General features: G+C 34.2%; 20 protein-coding genes and 1 tRNA gene. 12 read left to right on the top strand and 9 right to left on the bottom strand.

What is annotated here, in order from left to right:
• Positions 1-277 precede the first annotated feature (277 nt).
• From ACXX8U_RS09430 to ACXX8U_RS09420, 3 genes are all read left to right on the top strand, one after another.
• Positions 278-1,999: a tetratricopeptide repeat-containing sensor histidine kinase gene (locus ACXX8U_RS09430; RefSeq protein ID WP_458565636.1), complete on the top strand. Its 1,722-nt coding sequence runs from the start codon at positions 278-280 to the stop codon at positions 1,997-1,999.
• A gap of 7 nt (positions 2,000-2,006) precedes the next feature.
• Positions 2,007-2,675 carry a response regulator gene (locus tag ACXX8U_RS09425; RefSeq protein WP_458565635.1) on the top strand — a complete coding sequence of 223 codons (669 nt, stop codon included), beginning with the start codon at positions 2,007-2,009 and terminating at the stop codon, positions 2,673-2,675.
• 252 nt (positions 2,676-2,927) lie between these two features.
• On the top strand, positions 2,928-3,098 hold the full coding sequence (locus tag ACXX8U_RS09420) for a hypothetical protein (RefSeq protein WP_458565634.1): 171 nt from the start codon (positions 2,928-2,930) through the stop codon (positions 3,096-3,098).
• Between the two features lie 82 nt (positions 3,099-3,180).
• Here ACXX8U_RS09420 and ACXX8U_RS09415 read toward each other — a convergent pair.
• Positions 3,181-3,254 (bottom strand) — tRNA-Met (locus ACXX8U_RS09415).
• 153 nt (positions 3,255-3,407) lie between these two features.
• On the opposite strand from ACXX8U_RS09415, the gene ACXX8U_RS09410 reads away from it, so the two are divergent.
• Positions 3,408-3,800: an START-like domain-containing protein gene (locus ACXX8U_RS09410; protein ID WP_166138427.1), complete on the top strand. Its 393-nt coding sequence runs from the start codon at positions 3,408-3,410 to the stop codon at positions 3,798-3,800.
• A 54-nt stretch (positions 3,801-3,854) separates the two neighbouring features.
• Positions 3,855-4,694, top strand: coding sequence for an aminotransferase class IV (locus tag ACXX8U_RS09405; protein ID WP_458565633.1), 840 nt, complete (start codon positions 3,855-3,857; stop codon positions 4,692-4,694).
• Here ACXX8U_RS09405 and ACXX8U_RS09400 read toward each other — a convergent pair.
• The 5 genes from ACXX8U_RS09400 to ACXX8U_RS09380 all read right to left on the bottom strand — a co-directional run bounded on the left by ACXX8U_RS09400 (position 4,691) and on the right by ACXX8U_RS09380 (position 9,272).
• Positions 4,691-5,251, bottom strand: coding sequence for a YqgE/AlgH family protein (locus ACXX8U_RS09400; RefSeq protein WP_210788255.1), 561 nt, complete (start codon positions 5,249-5,251; stop codon positions 4,691-4,693). The genes ACXX8U_RS09405 and ACXX8U_RS09400 overlap by 4 nt on opposite strands.
• 118 nt (positions 5,252-5,369) lie before the next feature.
• Positions 5,370-5,642: an HU family DNA-binding protein gene (locus tag ACXX8U_RS09395; RefSeq protein WP_166138418.1), complete on the bottom strand. Its 273-nt coding sequence runs from the start codon at positions 5,640-5,642 to the stop codon at positions 5,370-5,372.
• Positions 5,643-5,810: 168 nt separating this feature from the next.
• On the bottom strand, positions 5,811-6,758 hold the full coding sequence (gene fmt, locus ACXX8U_RS09390) for a methionyl-tRNA formyltransferase (RefSeq protein WP_458565632.1): 948 nt from the start codon (positions 6,756-6,758) through the stop codon (positions 5,811-5,813).
• Positions 6,758-8,653 (bottom strand): RecQ family ATP-dependent DNA helicase, encoded by a 1,896-nt coding sequence (locus tag ACXX8U_RS09385; protein ID WP_458565631.1) that lies wholly within the window; start codon positions 8,651-8,653, stop codon positions 6,758-6,760. The genes fmt and ACXX8U_RS09385 overlap by 1 nt, the downstream gene beginning before the upstream one ends.
• Before the next feature lie 85 nt (positions 8,654-8,738).
• Positions 8,739-9,272, bottom strand: a complete 534-nt coding sequence (locus ACXX8U_RS09380) for an AAA family ATPase (protein ID WP_458565630.1) — start codon at positions 9,270-9,272, stop codon at positions 8,739-8,741.
• A 148-nt stretch (positions 9,273-9,420) separates the two neighbouring features.
• Between ACXX8U_RS09380 and ACXX8U_RS09375 the strand changes: the two genes are divergently transcribed.
• The 4 genes from ACXX8U_RS09375 to ACXX8U_RS09360 all read left to right on the top strand — a co-directional run bounded on the left by ACXX8U_RS09375 (position 9,421) and on the right by ACXX8U_RS09360 (position 12,887).
• Positions 9,421-9,705 carry a DUF493 family protein gene (locus tag ACXX8U_RS09375; RefSeq protein ID WP_458565629.1) on the top strand — a complete coding sequence of 95 codons (285 nt, stop codon included), beginning with the start codon at positions 9,421-9,423 and terminating at the stop codon, positions 9,703-9,705.
• An 88-nt stretch (positions 9,706-9,793) separates the two neighbouring features.
• Entirely contained in the window at positions 9,794-10,519 is a 726-nt protein-coding gene (locus ACXX8U_RS09370) for a DUF4290 domain-containing protein (RefSeq protein WP_458565628.1), read from the top strand.
• A 95-nt stretch (positions 10,520-10,614) separates the two neighbouring features.
• Positions 10,615-11,925, top strand: coding sequence for a UDP-N-acetylglucosamine 1-carboxyvinyltransferase (gene murA, locus ACXX8U_RS09365; protein WP_458565627.1), 1,311 nt, complete (start codon positions 10,615-10,617; stop codon positions 11,923-11,925).
• Between the two features lie 95 nt (positions 11,926-12,020).
• Positions 12,021-12,887, top strand: a complete 867-nt coding sequence (locus ACXX8U_RS09360; RefSeq protein ID WP_458565626.1) for a cation diffusion facilitator family transporter — start codon at positions 12,021-12,023, stop codon at positions 12,885-12,887.
• A 63-nt stretch (positions 12,888-12,950) separates the two neighbouring features.
• Here the strand turns inward: ACXX8U_RS09360 and ACXX8U_RS09355 are convergent, their stop codons facing one another.
• The 3 genes from ACXX8U_RS09355 to ACXX8U_RS09345 all read right to left on the bottom strand — a co-directional run bounded on the left by ACXX8U_RS09355 (position 12,951) and on the right by ACXX8U_RS09345 (position 16,581).
• Positions 12,951-15,437: a DUF5686 and carboxypeptidase regulatory-like domain-containing protein gene (locus ACXX8U_RS09355; protein ID WP_458565625.1), complete on the bottom strand. Its 2,487-nt coding sequence runs from the start codon at positions 15,435-15,437 to the stop codon at positions 12,951-12,953.
• Positions 15,438-15,526: 89 nt separating this feature from the next.
• The gene (gene aroQ / locus ACXX8U_RS09350; RefSeq protein ID WP_458565624.1) at positions 15,527-15,940 is read right to left on the bottom strand and encodes a type II 3-dehydroquinate dehydratase; all 414 of its coding nucleotides are present in this window, start codon (positions 15,938-15,940) and stop codon (positions 15,527-15,529) included.
• Between the two features lie 77 nt (positions 15,941-16,017).
• The gene (locus tag ACXX8U_RS09345; protein ID WP_458565623.1) at positions 16,018-16,581 is read right to left on the bottom strand and encodes a porin family protein; all 564 of its coding nucleotides are present in this window, start codon (positions 16,579-16,581) and stop codon (positions 16,018-16,020) included.
• A gap of 475 nt (positions 16,582-17,056) precedes the next feature.
• On the opposite strand from ACXX8U_RS09345, the gene ACXX8U_RS09340 reads away from it, so the two are divergent.
• From ACXX8U_RS09340 to ACXX8U_RS09330, 3 genes are all read left to right on the top strand, one after another.
• Entirely contained in the window at positions 17,057-17,659 is a 603-nt protein-coding gene (locus tag ACXX8U_RS09340; protein ID WP_458565622.1) for a porin family protein, read from the top strand.
• A gap of 76 nt (positions 17,660-17,735) precedes the next feature.
• A complete protein-coding gene (gene xerD / locus ACXX8U_RS09335) occupies positions 17,736-18,635 on the top strand; it encodes a site-specific tyrosine recombinase XerD (protein WP_458566400.1) in 900 nt (299 codons plus the stop codon).
• Between the two features lie 172 nt (positions 18,636-18,807).
• Positions 18,808-20,322: a sensor histidine kinase gene (locus ACXX8U_RS09330; RefSeq protein ID WP_458565621.1), complete on the top strand. Its 1,515-nt coding sequence runs from the start codon at positions 18,808-18,810 to the stop codon at positions 20,320-20,322.
• Positions 20,323-20,385 lie beyond the last annotated feature (63 nt).

Raw genomic sequence — 20,385 nt, 5'->3', positions numbered from 1 at the left:
ATGTAATTAAGAACCATTTATACTTCTAAATGCAAGCATCATTAGATTTGCTTTTTTGGAACCTTTTTTATAATACTTCGTAAAAGAACAATTGTGCGACTTATGTCGAGCTGATGTTTTGAATAATAATATCAAATTCCCCAATTACTGCCACTCAAATTTTTGCCAGTGAAACGTGCGGGAGCGGAGGAGATTCTAGTGGACAATCTCCAACAACTTCTCCAAAAAATAGAATTTGATTTTACATTTATTAAAATTAATTTGATATTTTCGGGAAATGATACTACAAAAAGTACGTTTCCCATTTTTTATTTTGCTCTTATTCATAGGGGCTTTTTTTTGTTCCTGTTCAAAAACAACTCCTAATCAAACAGCAGTAAAATCGGTTACGGTTTATGAAAAGTACATTACAACTGCAGAAGATTTTTATGCGAAGGGTGTTTATGACAGCGCCTACTATTATTACAATCAAATTCGAACCCAAAGTTCCGCTAAGGAAGATGCAGAGAAAATAGTATATGCACTCCTAAAAATGGCCGCGATACAGCAAACACAGGGAGATTATGTAGGAAGTGAAGTTACTGCTACAGAGGCGATTTCCTACTTTAAAAACAAAATTGAAACCCAGTATAAAGCGGCGATATACAATTCGTTGGGGATTAATTATAAGAACCTTTACGATTATCCCCGTGCCATTACGTATTACAAAAAAGCAAGTGAATTGGCTGATACGCCTTTGCAAAAAGAAATCATGCAGAACAACATTGCGGTGGTGCACATGGAGCAACAAAACTACAAACAAGCCATACAGTCACTTGAGGTGCTCTCTAAATCACCAATTGCTCAGGCCAACTTAGAACACTTTGCCAGAGTTTTAGGTAATCTAGGCTATTGCTATTACAAAGTAGGAGATAACAGAAGCGGTCTGGTCTTAAAAAGAGCTTTGAAGATTCGACAACAATTGCAATTTGACTTTGGTATGGTCACAAGTTTTAACAATCTTGCTCAGTATTATCAGAGGAGCCAGCCACAATTGGCTATTAAATATGCACAAGAATCCTATGCTAAAGCCACAGCGATAAAAAGTATTGATGATCGCTTGTCGGCTTTGGCATTGCTGATGGAAATAAGTACTCCATTACAAGTGCCTAACTACACAAAAAAATACCTTCATCTGAATGATAGTATTACTAAAGTCAGGCAGATTGCTAAAAATCAGTTTGCCAAAATCAAGTATGATGCTACCCAAGCACAAAATGAGAATTTACAATTAAAAACTGATAATGCAGAAAAAGCTTTGGCATTAGAGCAAGAAAAACTTCAAAATTATATGTTGTTTTTTATCTTGCTCTTGGGGGTAATTTTGGCACTCATTTTATTCCTCTATCTCCAAGATAAGAACAAGAAGGAAAAACAAGCAGCAGTGTATGAAAGTGAAATTCGAATTTCTAAAAAATTGCACGATGAATTAGCCAATGACGTTTATCAAACCATTGCTTTTGCGGAAACGCAAGACTTGCAAAATGTAAGTCAAAAAGAAACCTTGTTAGATAATTTGGATAAAATTTACCGTCGAACACGCAACATATCGAGAGAAAACAGCCCTATTCCCACGGGTGAAACCTATGAAAGCGAATTAAAGGAAATGCTCTCTAGTTTTAATGCAGCCCAAGTACAGGTTATTTTAAAGGATAGTAATAGCATTCCATGGAACAAGATTTCCGAAGAAAAGAAAATTGCTCTTTATCGTGTGTTGCAAGAATTAATGATCAACATGAAAAAACACAGTAAAGGAACTTTTGTAGTGTTGCGTTTTGAGACTAACAACAAACAATGTTATGTTTATTACTCAGATAACGGAATTGGTATAAAAAATCCTCTTCAAAGTAAAAATGGACTGCTTAATGTGGAAAACCGTATTCATGCCATTGGAGGAAGTATTATTTTTGACTCGAAAAGCTCAAAAGGGCTAAAAATCAGATTAACATTTCCTAAATAAGTGACTTATGTTTCAAAAAATTTTAATAGTTGACGATATTGATTTCAATGATGTAGCAGCGGTCAGTGTCTTAAAGGAAATGGGAATCCCACAAATTGACTTTACAAAATACTGTGACGATGCTTTGCTGAAAATAAAAAAAGCAGCTTTAGATGAGGTTCCCTATGATTTGTTGATAACCGATTTGTCATTCAAAGCTGATCATCGTACCACTTTATTATCATCTGGCGAAGCTTTGATTGATGCAGTAAAGGGAATTTTCCCGGATTTAAAAATCATTGCTTTTTCTATTGAGGACAAATCCTATCGTATCAAAGCCCTATTTGAACAATTAGGTGTCAACGGTTTTGTTATGAAAGGTCGAAATACAATGGTCGAGTTGCGCAAAGCTGTCGAGGCAATTGCGGCTCAGGATACTCCGTATTTACCCGCAGATTTACAGTTTATTTTTCAAGAAAAATTAGTAAACGAAATTGATGACTACGACATTCAGTTATTAGAGTACCTCTCAAAAGGTGTTTCTCAAGAAGCAATGGAGTCTGTTTTTAAAGAAGCAGGAATTACCCCAAACAGCAAAAGCACCATCGAAAAGCGAATTGGAAAACTGAAAATTTACTTTAGAGCGCTCAATACTACCCATTTGGTATCAATCGCAAAAGATCTGGGTCTGATTTAAAAACACATAATTTTTATTCCTTTACTACATATTCATACTAAATTTGATTCTTGTCAAGAAAAGAATACTGTTTTACGGTTTCCCGCAAAGAAATGATTTTGTAGCTCGTTACTTTTGGATTTATTCAAAATTAATGAATCGCTATTTTAAAAATGATAACAATTCCAGTTCCCAAGAAGTTAGTTATACTCGTGTTTTTTTTATGTTCGTTTTTTTATGTCAATGGAAAAACAGTCTGGCAAAATCAAACGCATGCAAAAAAAAGGTAATTTAAGTAATTCAGTTCCGCAATTGCAGAATGGTTTTTGTTGTTTTGGACAACCACAAGTGCTAAAAGAATTTCAAAAAAATATTTCCTCCTACCATCAAAACTTTGGCTCTCAAAGAAAACGAAAAGGAAAAGTAGCGTATGAAGTTAAATAGATATTTTTTTAAAGGCTATTTCCTGCTAATACAATTTTAATAAAAAACCCTTAAACAATTGATGTTTAAGGGTTTGTTTTTGTAGCGAGACCGAGATTTGAACTCGGGACCTCAGGGTTATGAATCCTGCGCTCTAACCAACTGAGCTATCTCGCCATGGTCAGGTGGTTAACTATTCCTGATTGCGGGTGCAAAGATAGCAACTATTTTAGACCTTGCAAGCATAAAGTGAAGAAAAAAAAATATTTTTAAAAATGCTTTTTTGTTGTAGTTATATTCTATATATTTCCAAAAAATTAAATGTAGCTCATGGATCAAAAAGTACGTTACGAAATCGAATTCCCAATCAATTCTTCACCGCAATTATTGTATCAGTACATCTCTACGCCATCTGGATTGTCAGAATGGTTTGCAGATAATGTTAATTCACGAGGCGAGTTTTTTACTTTTATCTGGAACGATTCACAAGAAAAAGCACGTTTGGCATCTAAAAAAACAGGTGAGAAAGTTAAATTCAAGTGGGTTGATGATAGTAACAAGGATTCAGAGTATTTTTTTGAACTACATATTTTAGTTGATGAATTAACTAAAGATGTTTCGTTGATGGTAGTTGATTTTGCAGAAAAAGGAGAAATTGATGAGGCGAAATTACTCTGGGAAAATCAGATTTCTGATTTAAAACATCTTATAGGTTCTGTATAAAAAATCATATTTTAAAACTTATCTTTGCCCTAAATCTAATTTAGGGCTTTTTTTATGATTAATTTTAACGGAACATTACTATCAGAAGAGAATACAGAACTTACTCAAAACAGAGGCTTTTTATACGGAGACGCTGTTTTTGAAACACTTAAAATAAGTAACGGAAAAATTCTTTTTCTCGAAGATCATTATTTCAGACTAATGGCTTCTATGCGTGTGATTCGAATGGAAATCCCTATGAATTTTACAATGGAATTTCTAGAAGAGCAGGTTTTATCAGTGGTTAAAGCGCAAGATATTCTTGACTCTGCAAGAGCACGTATTACTGTGTTTCGCAACGACGGAGGATTTTATTTACCCACAACAAATACAATATCGTATTTAATTCATGCTGCGCCACTTGAAAACGCTAAATACGTTTTTCAAAATTCTGTTTACGAGGTTGACTTGTTTAAAGATTTTTACATCACAAAACAGTTGCTTTCGTCTATTAAAACAACAAACAAATTAGTTAATATTACAGGAAGTATTTTTGCGTCAGAAAATGGTTTGGATAATTGCTTGTTGCTTAATGATGCTAAAAATGTGGTCGAGGCTTTGCAAGGAAATTTATTTATGCTTGTGGGTAACAAATTAAGTACGCCGCCATTAACTGAAGGTTGCTTAAACGGAATCATGCGCAAGCAAATTTTACAACTTGCCAAAAATATTGATGGACTTGAAGTGGTGGAAGAGGTTATTTCACCATTTGATTTACAAAAAGCAGATGAGTTATTTTTAACTAATGTGATTCAAGGAATTCGTCCCATCACACAATACCGCAAAAAGAAATTCACAACACAATTATCAGAACAATTGAACGGCAAATTAAATGATTTGATCGCTAGCGTTTAATTAAGATACGGGTTTTCTGGAGCATTAGACCAAATAATATAATCGCCACCTAACTCAATGAGTTGTTCTTTCCAAAAGTGGGTGGCTGATTTACCAATGATTTTGTTTTCGTAAGTATTCGCTGTAATGATCCAAGAGTTATTTTCCATTTCGCTCTCTAGTTGTTTTTCATGCCAGCCAGTATAGCCAAGAAAAAAGCGAATGTTCTCATTGCTAATAGCGCCTTGGTTGATAAGCTCTTTAGTGAACTCAAAATCGCCACCCCAATAAATACCGTTAGAAATTTCGATACTATTAGGTATTAGGTCTGGAATATTATGAATAAAATACAAGTTATCCTGCTCTACAGGGCCACCATTATAGATTTTAAAGCGCGCGTGAATTTCTGGAATTAAGTCGTTAATCGTATACTTTAGGGGCTTATTAATGATAAAACCAATGGAGCCCTCCTCGTTATAATCAGCTAATAAAATCACCGATCTGTTGAACGATACATCTCCAATTATCGAAGGTTCTGCAATGAGCAGGGATCCTTTTTTTAATTTATCTGTAGTCATACGATTTGATTTTTTATTAAAATTAAGGTTTTTATTATAATAATGCCAAATTTTTTCGAATAAATATATAAAAAAACCCTCCAAAAGAAGGGTTTTAATTATATATTGCTAATTACGATTAGTTTACAGCGCCTTCTAATTCAGCTCCGGCTTTAAATTTTACCACATTTTTAGCAGCAATCTGGATTGTTTTTCCTGTTTGAGGATTTCTTCCATCTCTAGCAGCTCTTGAAGATACAGACCAAGATCCGAATCCTACTAAAGATACTCTTCCACCTTTTTTCAAAGTTTCACCTACGTTTCCTAAAAACGACTCTAAAGCTAGTTTTGCAGCAGCTTTTGTAATTCCTGCATCCGCAGCGATAGCATCGATTAATTCTGATTTGTTCATAATAAATAGTTATTAATTGTTGGTTAAATAAATTGTTAATACACAAATTTAGGAGGATTTCCGTTCCTTGCAAGTCTTTTGTGTTAATTTAGATAATTTTGTTAATAACTTGATTTTTTTGTTCATAAATATCTTGTAAAAACCCTAAAGCCCTTGTTTTTACGGGGTTTATTGTACTTTTGCGCCATCCGAAAACGATACGCCATTTAAAAATTCTGCAGTGTTCATTCTTTTTTTACCAGGGAATTGTAAGTTTAATATTTGCACGAAGCCATCCTTAACCGCAATTTTTATTTCTTTTTTAGTACAGATAATTTGTCCAATCTCAAATTGATGCTGCTCAATCTGGAATGTTGCTTGATAAATTTTTACATTCCACTCGTTTTCTTGATCTACAAAATAACTCCAAGCTGCTGGATAGGGAGATAGCCCGCGAATTAAATCATGAATCTCCACGCCAGATTTTGACCAATCAATTTTGCAGTTTTCTTTGTTTAGTTTGTATGCTGTTCTAATGTTGCTGTCTTCTACTTGAGTCGTAGTAGTGGCATCATTGTTTGCTATTTTCTCTAAGGTCTCTAAAACCGTCTCGCTTCCTAAATGCATCAATCGGTCATGAAGTGTCCCTGCATCTTCATTTGGATCGATGTTGGTTTCACGTTTCAGGATCATAGCGCCAGTATCAATCTTATCATCAATAAAAAAAGTGGTAACACCTGTAGTTTTTTCGCCGTTGATGATAGCCCAGTTAATAGGTGCGGCTCCACGATAATTAGGTAGGAGTGAGGCGTGCAAATTAAAAGTGCCTAAATTTGGCATTTCCCAAACTACTTTTGGGAGCATTCTAAAAGCTACTACAACTTGCAAATTGGCATTAAGTGCTTTTAAATTCGATAGAAAATCGGGATCTTTTAAATTGGTTGGTTGCAGTAAATGAAGTTCATTGACTAATGCATACTCTTTTACTGCAGAATATTTTATTTTTTGACCACGTCCAGCAGGTTTGTCAGGAGCTGTTATGACGCCTACAATTTCAAACCCATTTTTTTTGATACTATCTAGAATTCCCACAGCAAAGTCGGGAGTTCCCATGAATACGATTCGTAATTTTTCCATTATTTGACTAAGGTGTATTTATTATTTGGTAAAATCTTAATTTGATTGTTCTCTTGTAATTCTTGTAAAATTGGAATAAGTTGTTCGGCTCTGTTTTGACTCATAAATTGCAATTCGCGTGAGCTTTTGTCGCCCTCTTCTAGCAATTGCAGTACTTTTGCATCAAGCGTATCACTTTTTTTTGCTGGCTTTTTTTGGGTAATGCAATACGAGCAAATACCACAATTTGTTTTGTTTTCTTCGCCAAAATAGGCTAGGATTAAATTGCTTTTACAGCTATCGCTAGTTGTGACGTAATGGATAACAGCGTTCAATTGGTCTTTTTTGAGTTCGTTTTGCCTTTCAAGATATTTGGCTACTTTACTTATTGTTCTATCGTCTTCTCTTATTTCATTAAAAATTAAAGTCGCATCATTGTTTTTAGCCTGGTACAAAATGATTTCCTTTTCTTTTAATTTTTGAAGGACATTTTGCACTTGAGCTTCGGTATGTTTTGATTTTTTAGCGATTAGTGCCAAGTTAAAAACGGTTGGCATTTCGTAAATTCCCGGATAGGTTCTTAATATTGCTAAAATAATTTCTTCATCATTTGGGTTCAGACTCGTATAGCGAATAACCTCTTTTGAAGGAATTAAAAATTGTAAATTTATTTTTTCTGAAAATTCCTGAGACAGACTAATTACTCCTTGACGATCTAAAAACTGTAGCGCTTGATAGGTACGAACCGCAGGAAAGTTATAGCGCAAGCAAAAATGATTAAGGTTAAAAAGGAAAGTTTCGTGTATCCCTTCACCGTAAGCAATTTGAAAATAATTACACAGTTTAATGTACATGGTTTTTAAAAAAGCCTTGTCGGGTAAGTCAGCTATAAATTGGCCTTGTGCCTGATCAACGTCAGATGGGCTCGTGAGTAAAACAGCAAACGCTTTGTCTCCATTTCTGCCTGCTCTTCCTGCTTCTTGGTAATAGTTTTCCATGTTTTCAGGAAGTTGAATGTGAATGACCGTTTTTACATTTGCCTTGTCAATCCCCATACCGAATGCGTTGGTAGCTACAATAACTTGTACTTTTTCGGTCATCCAAGCTTGCATGTTTTTGTCTTTCTCTTTTGCGTGAAGTCCGCCGTGATAATAGGTAGCTGTAAATCCTCTTGAATTGAGTTGGGCAGCAATATCAAGACAGGATTTTCTGTTGCGCACATAAATTATTGCTGTTTGCGGATTTTTTGTTAAAATTTGTTCAATGCGAAAAAATTTATCAGCAACTTCAAACACCATGTAGGCAATATTAGCACGTGCAAATGATTGTTCAAAAACTGCTGGTTGCCGCAATCCTAATTGGTTGATAATGTCTTCTTTTACCCTTGTGGTAGCCGTAGCAGTAAGTGCGACAAAGGGCGTTTTGGGGAAATACGTTTTTAGAATATTTATTTTCAAATAAGCAGGTCTAAAGTCATGACCCCATTGGGATACGCAGTGTGCCTCGTCAATTGCAATTAAATTTATAGGTAGCCCTTTAATTCGATCTAAAATCCAATCAGATTGTAAGCGTTCGGGCGAAAGGTATAAAAATTTGTAGTTGCCATATTGACAATTATCCAGTAAATCGATGATTTCATCAGAGCGAATGGCACCTGTTAGCGCAATAGCTTTAATGTTGCGTTCGGCTAAATTGGCAACTTGATCTTTCATCAAAGCCACTAATGGCGAAATGACTAAGCATAACCCTTCTTTCGCTAATGCCGGAATTTGAAAACATACAGATTTACCCCCGCCAGTTGGTAAAAGTGCAAAGGTATCTGCCCCGCCCAAAACGGACTGTATTATTTCGCTTTGTAGAGGCCTAAAAGAATAGTGTTTCCAATATTTTTGAAGAATAGCAACTGCTTCTTGCATACGGAGCAAATTTCGTTGTTACAAACTAATGTATTTAATTGGAATAAAAGATACGTAATTTTAAATGAGAAACAAAAAATCAGGCTTAAATGCGCTCTAATATGTATTGAATCCTATTTTCAACGGTGTCTTTAGGTACTTCAATCAAATTGTAACCGTATTTTTGGTATGTTTCAACCAAGTGGTTATAAATGATTTGTGCTTGTTCAAAATTTTCATAACGTGCTTCGTCACTAATATAAATTTCTTCCCAAGGTGGTAAAAGGAAAATTTTAGAATAAAGGTGTTCTCTGCAAGCAGCATCAAAACTGTCAGGATAGGTATCGCCTATATAGTGCATATAAGCCAACACATCCGGAATACCACGATCGATGAATACAACCTCATGAGGCTCTTTCGCAGCATTGGAGAACTGTTTTTTACGCCCTTCCAACAACATTTCACTAAACAATAAAGGTTTTTCAAGGAACAGTTGGTCTATTCCTTGTTTTTTGGCTTCAAGTGTTACTTCCCGAGAAATCTCAGGGTAACAACAATGTCCTTTTTCTACTAAACCGTCTATTAATGTAGACTTTCCTGTTCCTGGACCGCCAATGATAACTATAATTTCTTTTTGCACTTTTAAAAAATAAGGGGCAAATTTACTTAAACTTATTGGGATTTGAAAAATTCAAGCCATTTAAAATTTAAGCTTTCAAAAATTCACATGTCAATATTCATATTTTACGTTTGAAAACGTATCTTTGCCCTTATTTTTTATACCCAAAATGGACAAAAAGACGGAAGAATTTTATGATCGATTAAAAGGCGAATTAGAGTCGAGTACTACTTGGCCCTCAGCTTATTTATTCAAATTTATTGTGCCCACAACCACTACTAATGTTGAGTTTGTGCACAAGTCCTTTGATGGTTTAGGAGCTGTCATTAAAACCACTGCATCCAAAACAGGTAAATTTACAAGTGTTTCTATTGATGTGATGATGACTGATGCACAACAAGTTATAAGTAAATACCAAGAAGTTTCCGTGATCGAAGGTATCGTATCGCTATAAAAACAAAAACTATAATTTTTTTGAAAGCAGGGTTGAATTATTTTATTTTCGACAGCATGTGAATCTTTCAAAATTGATACAACCGAATATGAATCCAAAATATATAAAAGAAAATGCCAACGATGTCGTACACCATTTGGAGTATAATGCAGAGCGTACGCACCTCATTATCCCGGAATACGGCAGGCATTTACAAAAATTAATTGATCAAGCTACGGTAATAAAAGATGATGTAGAACGCAACAAAGCGGCTAAATATATTATCCAGGTTATGGGTAGTTTGAATCCGCATTTGAGGGATGTGCCTGATTTTCAGCATAAACTTTGGGATCAACTTTTTATCATGTCTGATTTTAGATTAGTTGCAGATTCTCCTTATCCAATTCCATCGCGTGAAGTCTTGCAATTGAAACCAGATGTGTTGCAATACCCACAAAACTTTCCAAAGTACCGTTTTTACGGAAATAACATCAAGTACATGATTGATGTGGCTAATAAGTGGGAAGAGGGCGAAATGAAAAGTGCATTGGTTAAAGTAATTGCCAATCACATGAAAAAATCATATTTGAGTTGGAATAAAGACACCGTTAAAGATGATGTGATTTTTGAACACTTATACGAGCTTTCTGACGGTAAGTTAAACCTAATTCAAAGTTCAGAAGAGTTGCTAAACACCACTGATTTACTGCGAACCAATAAGCGTATGTCGAATAAAATTACGCCTCCAGGTCAGCCGAAAATTATGGGTAACAAAAATCAAAAGTCAGGGAAATTAAATCCTGCACATAAAAATCAAAATAGAAAACCTCAATAATTTAAAGAGGTCTAAGCGTGATTGTTTTTAAAAACAGCAAAGCTTTACGAGATAAACGAAAGAAGAATTAATTTATAACTCATAACTGTAAAAAAATGGGAATTTTCAAAATAGAAGGAGGCATTAGTCTAAAAGGTGAAATCACGCCACAAGGAGCAAAAAACGAAGCGTTACAAATTTTATGTGCCGTTCTTTTAACCCCTGAAAAAGTGACGATTAATAATATTCCAGATATTATTGATATAAACAAACTAATCACCCTATTAGGAAATTTAGGAGTTAAAATTCAAAAAATTGGTTCTGGATCGTATACATTTCAAGCTGATGAGGTAAATGTACAATACCTAGAAACTGAAGCTTTCAAAAAAGAAGGTGGTTCATTGCGTGGATCAATTATGATTGTAGGGCCACTTTTAGCTCGTTTTGGTAAAGGTTACATTCCAAAACCAGGTGGAGATAAAATTGGTCGCCGTAGATTAGATACCCATTTTGAAGGTTTTATCAATCTAGGTGCCAAATTCCGTTATAATAGAGAAGATCATTTTTACGGTGTAGAAGCAACTGATGGACTTATAGGAACGAACATGTTACTAGACGAAGCGTCAGTAACAGGAACTGCAAATATTGTGATGGCAGCAGTTTTGGCAAAAGGAATTACAACTGTTTACAATGCCGCTTGCGAACCTTATTTGCAACAATTATGTAAAATGTTGAACTCTATGGGTGCCAAAATTACTGGTGTGGGTTCTAATTTGCTTACTATTGAAGGGGTAGAAAGTTTAGGTGGTTGTGAGCACAGAATTTTACCTGACATGATCGAAATTGGTAGTTGGATTGGATTGGCAGCAATGACAAAATCAGAAATTACTATTAAAAATGTAAGTTGGGATAACCTCGGACTTATTCCAAACACCTTCCGTAAACTGGGAATTACATTGGAGCGTCAAGGAGATGATATTTATATTCCTGCGCACGTAAACGGATATGAAGTAAAAACAGATATTGATGGCTCTATCTTGACAATTGCCGATGCACCTTGGCCAGGATTTACTCCTGATTTATTGAGTATCGTTTTAGTAGTAGCTACTCAAGCAAAAGGCGATGTGTTAATTCACCAAAAAATGTTCGAAAGCCGTTTGTTTTTCGTTGATAAATTAATTGATATGGGTGCCAAAATTATGTTGTGTGATCCGCACCGCGCTGTAGTAATGGGGCATGATTTTCAGTCTCAATTGAAAGCCACAACCATGTCATCACCAGATATTCGTGCGGGAATTTCTTTATTGATAGCAGCGCTTTCAGCAAAAGGTACGAGCACAATTCAAAATATTGAGCAAATTGATCGCGGTTATGAGCGCATTGACGAGCGTTTAAGAGCGATTGGTGCAAATATTGTACGCGCATAAATACTAGTTTTATCACAATTTTCGTTTAAGTAAATAGCAATTGATACAAGTGATCTGCATTTACTTAAACGATTTTTATTTTTATATATCAACACATGTCAAGGGAGCAAACAGCCATAAAAGCAACTTATTTTAGTATCATAGGCAATACTACATTGGCATTAATTAAAGGTGTTGCAGGTTTTTTTGGTAATTCGTATGCGCTTATTGCTGATGCTATCGAATCTACAACAGATATTTTTGCTTCATTCTTGGTATTGTTCGGAATCAAATATTCCAATAAACCAGCAGATGACAATCATCCCTATGGTCACGGCCGAGCCGAACCCTTGATTACGTTTTTAGTAGTTGGTTTTTTAATTACATCGGCAACTATAATTGCCTACGAAAGTATTGTCAACATTCGTATACCCCATGATTTGCCTAAACCTTGGACATTATTAGTTCTAGGCGCTATTATTTTGTGGAAAGAATATTCGTTTCGGGTTGTTATGAAACGCAGTATTCAAACCAACAGTTCGTCATTAAAGGCTGATGCTTGGCACCATCGATCTGATGCTATTACTAGTGTAGCTGCTTTTATAGGAATCTCGATTGCTTTATTTTTAGGTAAAGGTTACGAGGCTGCCGATGATTGGGCGGCTCTTTTTGCTTCTTTCTTTATTTTGTACAATAGTTATTTGATATTCCGACCTGCTTTAGGTGAAATTATGGACGAGCATTTGTATGATGATTTGATAGAACAAATACGTGAAGTAGCGCAGCAAGTAAATGGAATTATTGATACTGAAAAATGTTTTATTCGAAAAGCAGGTATGCAATACCATGTTGATTTGCACGCCATTGTCGATTCGACTATTTCAGTAAAAGAAGGTCATGATTTAGCACACCAATTAAAAGATACCTTGCGAGAACGTATTCCAGAGCTAGGTCATGTTTTGATTCACGTTGAACCCAATTAAATCGATATAAAAAAACACCCAATTGGGTGTTTTTTTTTTGAAACTATTGAAGATATTTTCGATTTATTCCAGAACATTTAAAATTTTCAAACCAAAAACGACTCCGTCTTTCGATACTCCATTTTGAAAAGATCGGACATAATCAACACGAAACAATTTTAATTTACCAAAACCAAGATTGTCTAAACCAACACTAAGTTCGGAATACGATTTTGCCGACGGAGTTGAAAGTTGGTGTGCTCCCAAAATCAAAGTCGATTTTAATTTGTTCAAAAGCGGAATTTTATTCATCAAGTATCCGTTGTCATTGTACTCTGTGTGTGCTTCAAAGTAGCGATCATTCGTACTCTGTGAATAATACGGTAACAAATTGAAAGTGTTTAAATAACGAGCAGTTTGTCCAATACTGGTTTGATTACCATTAAAATGTTTGTAATCTGTAAATGCAATGTTTTTTGCATTTGTAAACAAGCCTGCTTTCAGATTGATACCCAAAAGGCCTTTGTTGCCTAGCTTTAAATCATAAAAAGCGCTCGTATTCCAGTGTTCAAATTCGTACTTTTTATCAGATGCTGCCCAAGCTTTCTCTAGACCAAAGTACAAAGTGGGGTAATCACTGTTGCGAATGTTGAATTTTCCGTCAGGACGTGTGGCATATTTATTTCCTAAATTGATACGTAAAAGTAAATTACTTTTCATTAAATGATGTGTTTCAAATGGTGACGATAATTCATTTGTGGGATCTAGCGGATTATTCGAACTGTAGAAATCTTCTTTTTTAAAGTAAGAGAAATCAGTTGTGTTGAACAAAGGTTTGCGTTTTTCATAGCTGGTTCGCACGCCTAAATTGAGTCCGTTTGCAATATTTTGATTGTATCCTGCAGCAACCGATTCTAGTTGGTACAGCTTCATGAAATTGTTTTTAAAGAACAAGGAACTGATGCTGTTCATGAATTTGCTTATAGGTTCACTGGCATTAAATTGTTTTACTTCGCTTCCACCAGTTGCATAAATTGTTGCATAGTTTTGGTTGTTAAAACGATGCGTAAATTGACCTGTTGCGCGTAATCTATCTTCGGCAAATCCGTAATTAAATTTGGTGCCAATTGAGGTATATTGGCCTTTGGTTTCTTGATTTTTACGTGAAGTAAATCTAAAACCAGTATCAAAATTATAACCTTGAACGGTATTAAAACTTAGTGAACCCAAATTCAATAAGCCATCATAACTAAAACTTTGTTTTTTAACGCTGTTGGTGTACGTATAGCCGGTCAGGATTTTAAGAAATCTGAATTTATTATTCTTGGCATCAATAGAGTCGAGGTAGCGAGGCGAATTACGTGTTTTGTAAATACTATCTTTTCGGATATAATCTAAATTTTCTTCGCTAGTAAGCGGAATCGGTCGATTACTACTCCAAAAAGTACTGTCTTTTTTATTCGCGTTTATTTCAATTCGTGTAATTTCATTTGAAAATGTTTTGGGTGCAAAGGCAGAAATAAAATCGTAATTGTTGTAAACGTAGTTGTATTTTCCGTTGAATTTAACACCAAAAGCGCCGGCAACAAGTTCTAAACTTTGTGTGTTTTTTGCCCAAATAGCGGCGGTTTTATTAAAACTAAAATTTTGCTTTAAAGTCATTACATCTACAAATTCTTCTTTCATTCGATATCCTTTTATATCTAAGTCGACGGCGTAAATAGCCCAAGAATCTTCTACAATGTAAATATGTCCTTCAAAAACAGGTTCGCTATCGCGTTTGGCCGAGACTAAAATTTTATTAATTTGATTGTTGTTTTCGTCAAAAAAAGTACCTTCTAGTTTGTAATTGTAATAGTTAAACGCACCACTAGCAATGGGTGAAATCATGGGTACGCCAAAATCTATAGTATTGTCATAAAAATCATAAAATGACGACCGTGCGGTATTGTAACTATAGCCATTATTGCTTCCGCTGACTTTAGATGCGGTTACTACTTCTTTTAATTTGTTGGGTTTCTCGAAGGAAATTTTAGAAAATGTTTCCGATAAGGAAATGATCCCTGTTCCCGTTGAGTCGAGTGCGCCATCTAAATCGCCAATTTTTTGACCTAATATTTTCTTTGGAGCATTTTCTAATTTAAAAATACCACGGGAGTAAAAATCGGCGGTAAATCGGTTGGTTTTTTCGGTATTTCGTTTTCGTGCGGCAATTGCTTTTTTAATAATAGCTAACGCGGGATTGACGTTTCTGCTAATAACCACTTCGTTTAACGAAAAAGTTTCCTCGATCATTTTAACTACAATAGAGTACGGTAGCTTAGCAGTTTCAATTGTAACTTTTTGTGTTTTAAAACCAAGAAATTGAAAAACGAGTATGGGTTTTTCGCTTTTTTTCAGAGTGAATTCAAAATTACCTTGATCATTGCTGGTGGTCCCGTAAAAAGAATCTTCTTGTAAGATAGTAACGTAGGGTAGTGGTTTGCCTTGTTCATCAACAATAGTTCCTTTAATTTGAGCTTGACTCCAAATAGAAAGGAGCAGCAAAAAAATAGCGTAGTGTTTTTTCATGAAAGTTTTTTCTTTCTCAAAAATAACAGAACTTTATCAAGAAGCTATTAATAATTTGTTAAACGTTTCGTTTTGAGTTTTTTGAAAAATTATAAAAAAGACAGTAATGCTAATTCATAACTTTTCATTCCAAATCCTACTATAACCCCTTTAGAATTACCTGATAAGTACGACTGATGCCTGAAACTTTCGCGGGCATAGGTGTTTGAAATATGAACTTCTATTACTGGAGTTGAAATAGCTTTAATAGCATCACCAAGACCAATAGAGGTATGCGTATAGGCACCAGCATTCAAAATAATGCCATCATATGAAAAACCAACATCTTGTATTTTTCCAATCAATTCACCTTCAATATTACTTTGAAAATAATTGAATTCTACGTCCATATATTTTTTCTCTAAAATTATTAAGTAATCCTCGAAAGACTGACTGCCATAAACTTCAGGTTCTCGTTTACCCAACAAATTAAGATTCGGACCGTTGATAATACAAATTTTCATGATTTAACTTTTTTGGTAAAAATAAAAAAACCGTTCCAATTGAAGGAACGGTTTAGGGATTTAATTTTATGATTGGTTTAAAATTTGAAACCAGCAGATACTTGCACCACTGAATTTTTAATTTCAGCATTTCTAGAAGCTTCCGTAAGGCCAGCTACATATCTACCTTGTAAAAATAAATTTTTAGTAAGGTTTACTGTTAAACCAGCTGCTGCACCAAATTCGAATGTTTCAGATTTCTTAAAATCTACATTTTCTCTTTCGCTTAATAAATATGATGCTTGCGGACCTAAATCAAGACTCAAAGCATTACTTAGTTTAAACTTTGCAAGAACCGGAATAGACAAGTAGCCCAATTCATTTTTAAACTCTTCGGTTGCATTTTTATATGTGGCTCCTTGTGTTGAGTACAAAAGTTCTGGTTGTATAGCAAAACCTTCTGTAATATTAATTTCGGCAATTAAACCCGCGTGGTAGCTCGTAATGGCTTCCTTGTCAAAGTTATCGCTATTTACAGTAATATCACTTCCAGACTGATTGGCGTAGTTAATACCCGCTTTTAGTCCGAATTTAATACTTTGTGCATTCATACTCATTGTGGTTCCGCATAAAACGATGGCAGCTAAAATTAGTTTTTTCATTTTTTTCTATTTAAAAGTTAGTATTCAATAAGAGACAATAGGTAAAACAGCTTTGTTGTATAAATATTGTCTTTTATTCAATTTTACAATTATTATTCCAAAGATAATTTAATCAATTTATTTACATAAAATACACTACTTCTTTTTTATAAATGACTCTTTAGCTTTAAAAAAAGTTAATCATTTTCTGATTTAAGTTAGTTTAAAATTCTTTAGAAATACAATTAAAAGATGCTTTAATAATTATTTTTATTAAGCTTTATATTACTTTTTTAGCGCTTAAATTGTTTTTTTTTATCTCACTATTTTCCGGTATATTCTTTTTTTTAATTTATTGATTATTAATGCTATGTTCATTTTTAAAAATAGAATTATGATTCTGATTTTAGTTTAAGCATGTTTGATTTAGGTATAAATATTTTCTAATAAATAATGTTTTACTTACATTTGCACTTCAAACAAATTAAAAAACAAAATGAAAAAAATTATTTTAACAGTTGCGGCTGTATGTGCTTTTGGATTTGCTAGTGCACAAGAATCAAAATTTGGTATCAAGGGTGGGTTAAACCTCGCTAACTTTTCAGGTGATGTAGAAGACAATTCTACAAAGGTTGGATTTAATGTGGGTGGTTTTGTAGAAATCAAAATTTCAGAAAAATTTTCTGTACAACCTGAGTTACTCTTTTCTACTCAAGGCGCTCAATCCAAATATACTGAGGATACTATTAAATTCAAAGAGGAACTTAATTTAAGTTACATAAATATTCCAGTGATGGCTAAATTTTATGTTGCTGATAAATTTAGTTTAGAAGCAGGTCCTCAAATTGGATTTTTGGTTAGCGCCAAGGCCAAAGCTGAAGTAACAGATGGTACGAACTCATCTAGTGAAAAACAAGATGTAAAAGAAGCATTTGAAACAACTGATTTTGGTTTGAACTTTGGAACTGGATTCGATTTTACAAAGAATGTCTCAGCAGGAGTTCGTTATAACTTAGGTTTGTCTAATATTTTTAAAGATTTTGGAAATGACAAAGTTCAGAATACTGTGTTGTCAGTTTCTCTAGCATATAAATTTTAATATTCATTAAAATATTCTTAAACCTCTTTGTAATAAAAGAGGTTTTTTTTTGCCTAAAAATACCTTTCTTTGGGGTATGAATTGGAGCACGTACATCAAAGAATACCAGTCGTATTTACAGATTGAAAGGGGTTTGTCAGAAAACACCATTCTTAATTATACCTTTGACATTGAGCGATTGTGTTTGTTTCTTGAACAAAATAACCTTTCTGCTTCGCCAATTTCAATAACTGATGAAACACTGCAAGCATTCATTTACGCTGTCGCAAAAGAGGTTAATACTCGTTCGCAGGCACGTATTATCTCTGGCCTCAAAAGTTTTTTTAATTTTTTAATTTTTGAGGAATACCGCAAAGATGATCCATTGCAATTAATTGATACACCAAAAACAGGGCGTAAGCTTCCAGATACCTTATCTGTAGCCGAAATAGATGCTTTAATTGCAGCTATTGATTTAAGTACAAACGAAGGCGAACGCAATCGGGCCATGCTAGAAACCTTGTACGGCTGTGGTTTACGGGTTTCTGAATTAGTAACTCTAAAAATTTCGGATTTGTTTTTTGAAGAAGGTTTTATCAAAATTACAGGTAAAGGCAACAAACAACGTTTTGTACCTATTAGTGAATTGACGCAAAAATATATCAATATTTATAAGGATCACGTTCGGCCACACCTAAATATTCAAAAAGGTTTTGATGACACCTTGTTTTTAAATCGAAGAGGAAGGCAATTAACGCGTTCCATGATTTTCACGATTATTAAGAATTTGGCGCTATCCATCGGACTTCATAAAACAATTAGTCCACACACATTACGTCACTCTTTTGCTACGCATTTGTTAGAAAATGGAGCCGATTTGCGCGCGATTCAATTAATGCTCGGCCACGAATCTATTACTACTACTGAAATTTATGTGCATTTAGACCGCAGTTTTCTTACCGAAGTGCTGCATACTTTTCATCCAAGAAAAAAATAAATAAGATTAACGATCTTTTTCAGATTACTTCTAAAGAAAGAAAAAGTTTATAGTTGCTATTGTTTTTGTTTTAATCTTCAAAAAAAGAGACTTAATCCCATTTTCTTCATCTTTTATTTTATAAATTGTCAACTTATTAATGAAATAAAGTTCGAATAATTAATACGAGCATATGGTTTTTGATTTTTTCCAAAATGAATCTTATCAAGAGGTAAATGATTTTTACAATAAATTATTTAATGAAATTCCTGATTTAATTTTTGAATTCGTAATTGCCCCTGATAATACCTATCTCTTTCCTTTGGTTAGTAGGTCGGCTAATAATTTTTTCGAACTGTCGGCTACACATTTCTTAGATAGTGACAAAACATTAATTTATGAACGCATTGTTGAGGCAGATCGTGTTCCCTTTTTTGAATCTTTGCTACAAGCAAAACGAAATTTAACTAGTTGGGAATTTGAGTTTAGAGTTCAGTTGCCTCTGAAAGGGTTACGATGGTTAAAAATTGCTGCAAAACCAGAGTTGTATCCTGATAGTAGTATTGCTTTTTATGGTCGTATTTCAGATTGTACAACACTAAAAGACAATGAGAATCGATTAAAAGTAAGTGAGGAACGTTTTAAATTTGCCCTTGAGGCATCTACTGCTGGCGTTTGGGATTGGAATGTTGCCACTGATGAAGTATTTTATTCTGCACAATCCATGAAGATCTTAAATGAAGATGTTGCAGATGTTTTTGATTCTCCAAAACGTTGGGACAAAATCGTGCATCCAGATGATTTAAATCGGTATTTTTCAGATATTCAGGATCATTTTGATGATCGTACTCCTTTTTACGAAAACCACCATCGCGTTCTTACTAGTCAAGGAAAATACAAATGGATTTTAGATCGTGGGAAAGTTATTGAACGCGATTTACATGGAAAACCTTTACGAGTAATTGGTACCCACACCGATATCTCAGCGCAAAAAGAAAAAGAATTAGAACTAGAGCAGGCTATTGACTTGGTGCAAAAGCAAAATAGTAGACTTTTGAATTTTTCCCATATTGTTTCGCATAATTTGAACACACAGGCAGGCAATATTAAATCTATCTTAGATTTAATTGATGCCGATTCTGAAGAAAGTACTATTGAAGAGATGCTTCCCTATTTACGAACAGTTTCAAACGATCTCAACGAAACGATCCGAAATTTAGTGCAATTGGTGTCCATACAAAATAATACCAATATCCCTGTTAGTGCTCTAAATTTAAAAAATTATGTAGAAAAAACCTTAGATCTTGTTCATTCGGCTCAGGCCCAAATTCCATTTCAAATTCACAATCAAGTACCTGAGCATGTAGAGGTAGATTTTAATCCTGCTTATTTAGAAAGTGTTTTACTCAACTTTACCACAAACGCAATCAAATACGCTGATCCGAAACGACCTTTAGAAATTACTTATAAATTAGAAATTGAAAACAACCAAAAAGTATTGTCAATTTCAGACAATGGGCTAGGAATTAATCTAATGAAATACGGAGCATCATTGTTTGGATTATATAAAACTTTTCATCAGCATGCAGATGCACGTGGTTTAGGTTTGTATATAACCAAAAATCAAATTGAATCTATGAAAGGTACTGTTTCTGTCGTAAGTGAAGAAGGAGTTGGGTCTACGTTTAAAATTCATTTTTTCAGCTAAAGCTAATTTGATAAAGCGATGTCTATCATAGCTTCTTCTAATCAAATCCAAAATTGATACATA

Source organism: Flavobacterium sp. GNP001 (genome assembly GCF_054343775.1).
Note: the sequence above shows the minus strand (reverse complement) of the source record. Positions and strands in the feature narration are given on the sequence as shown.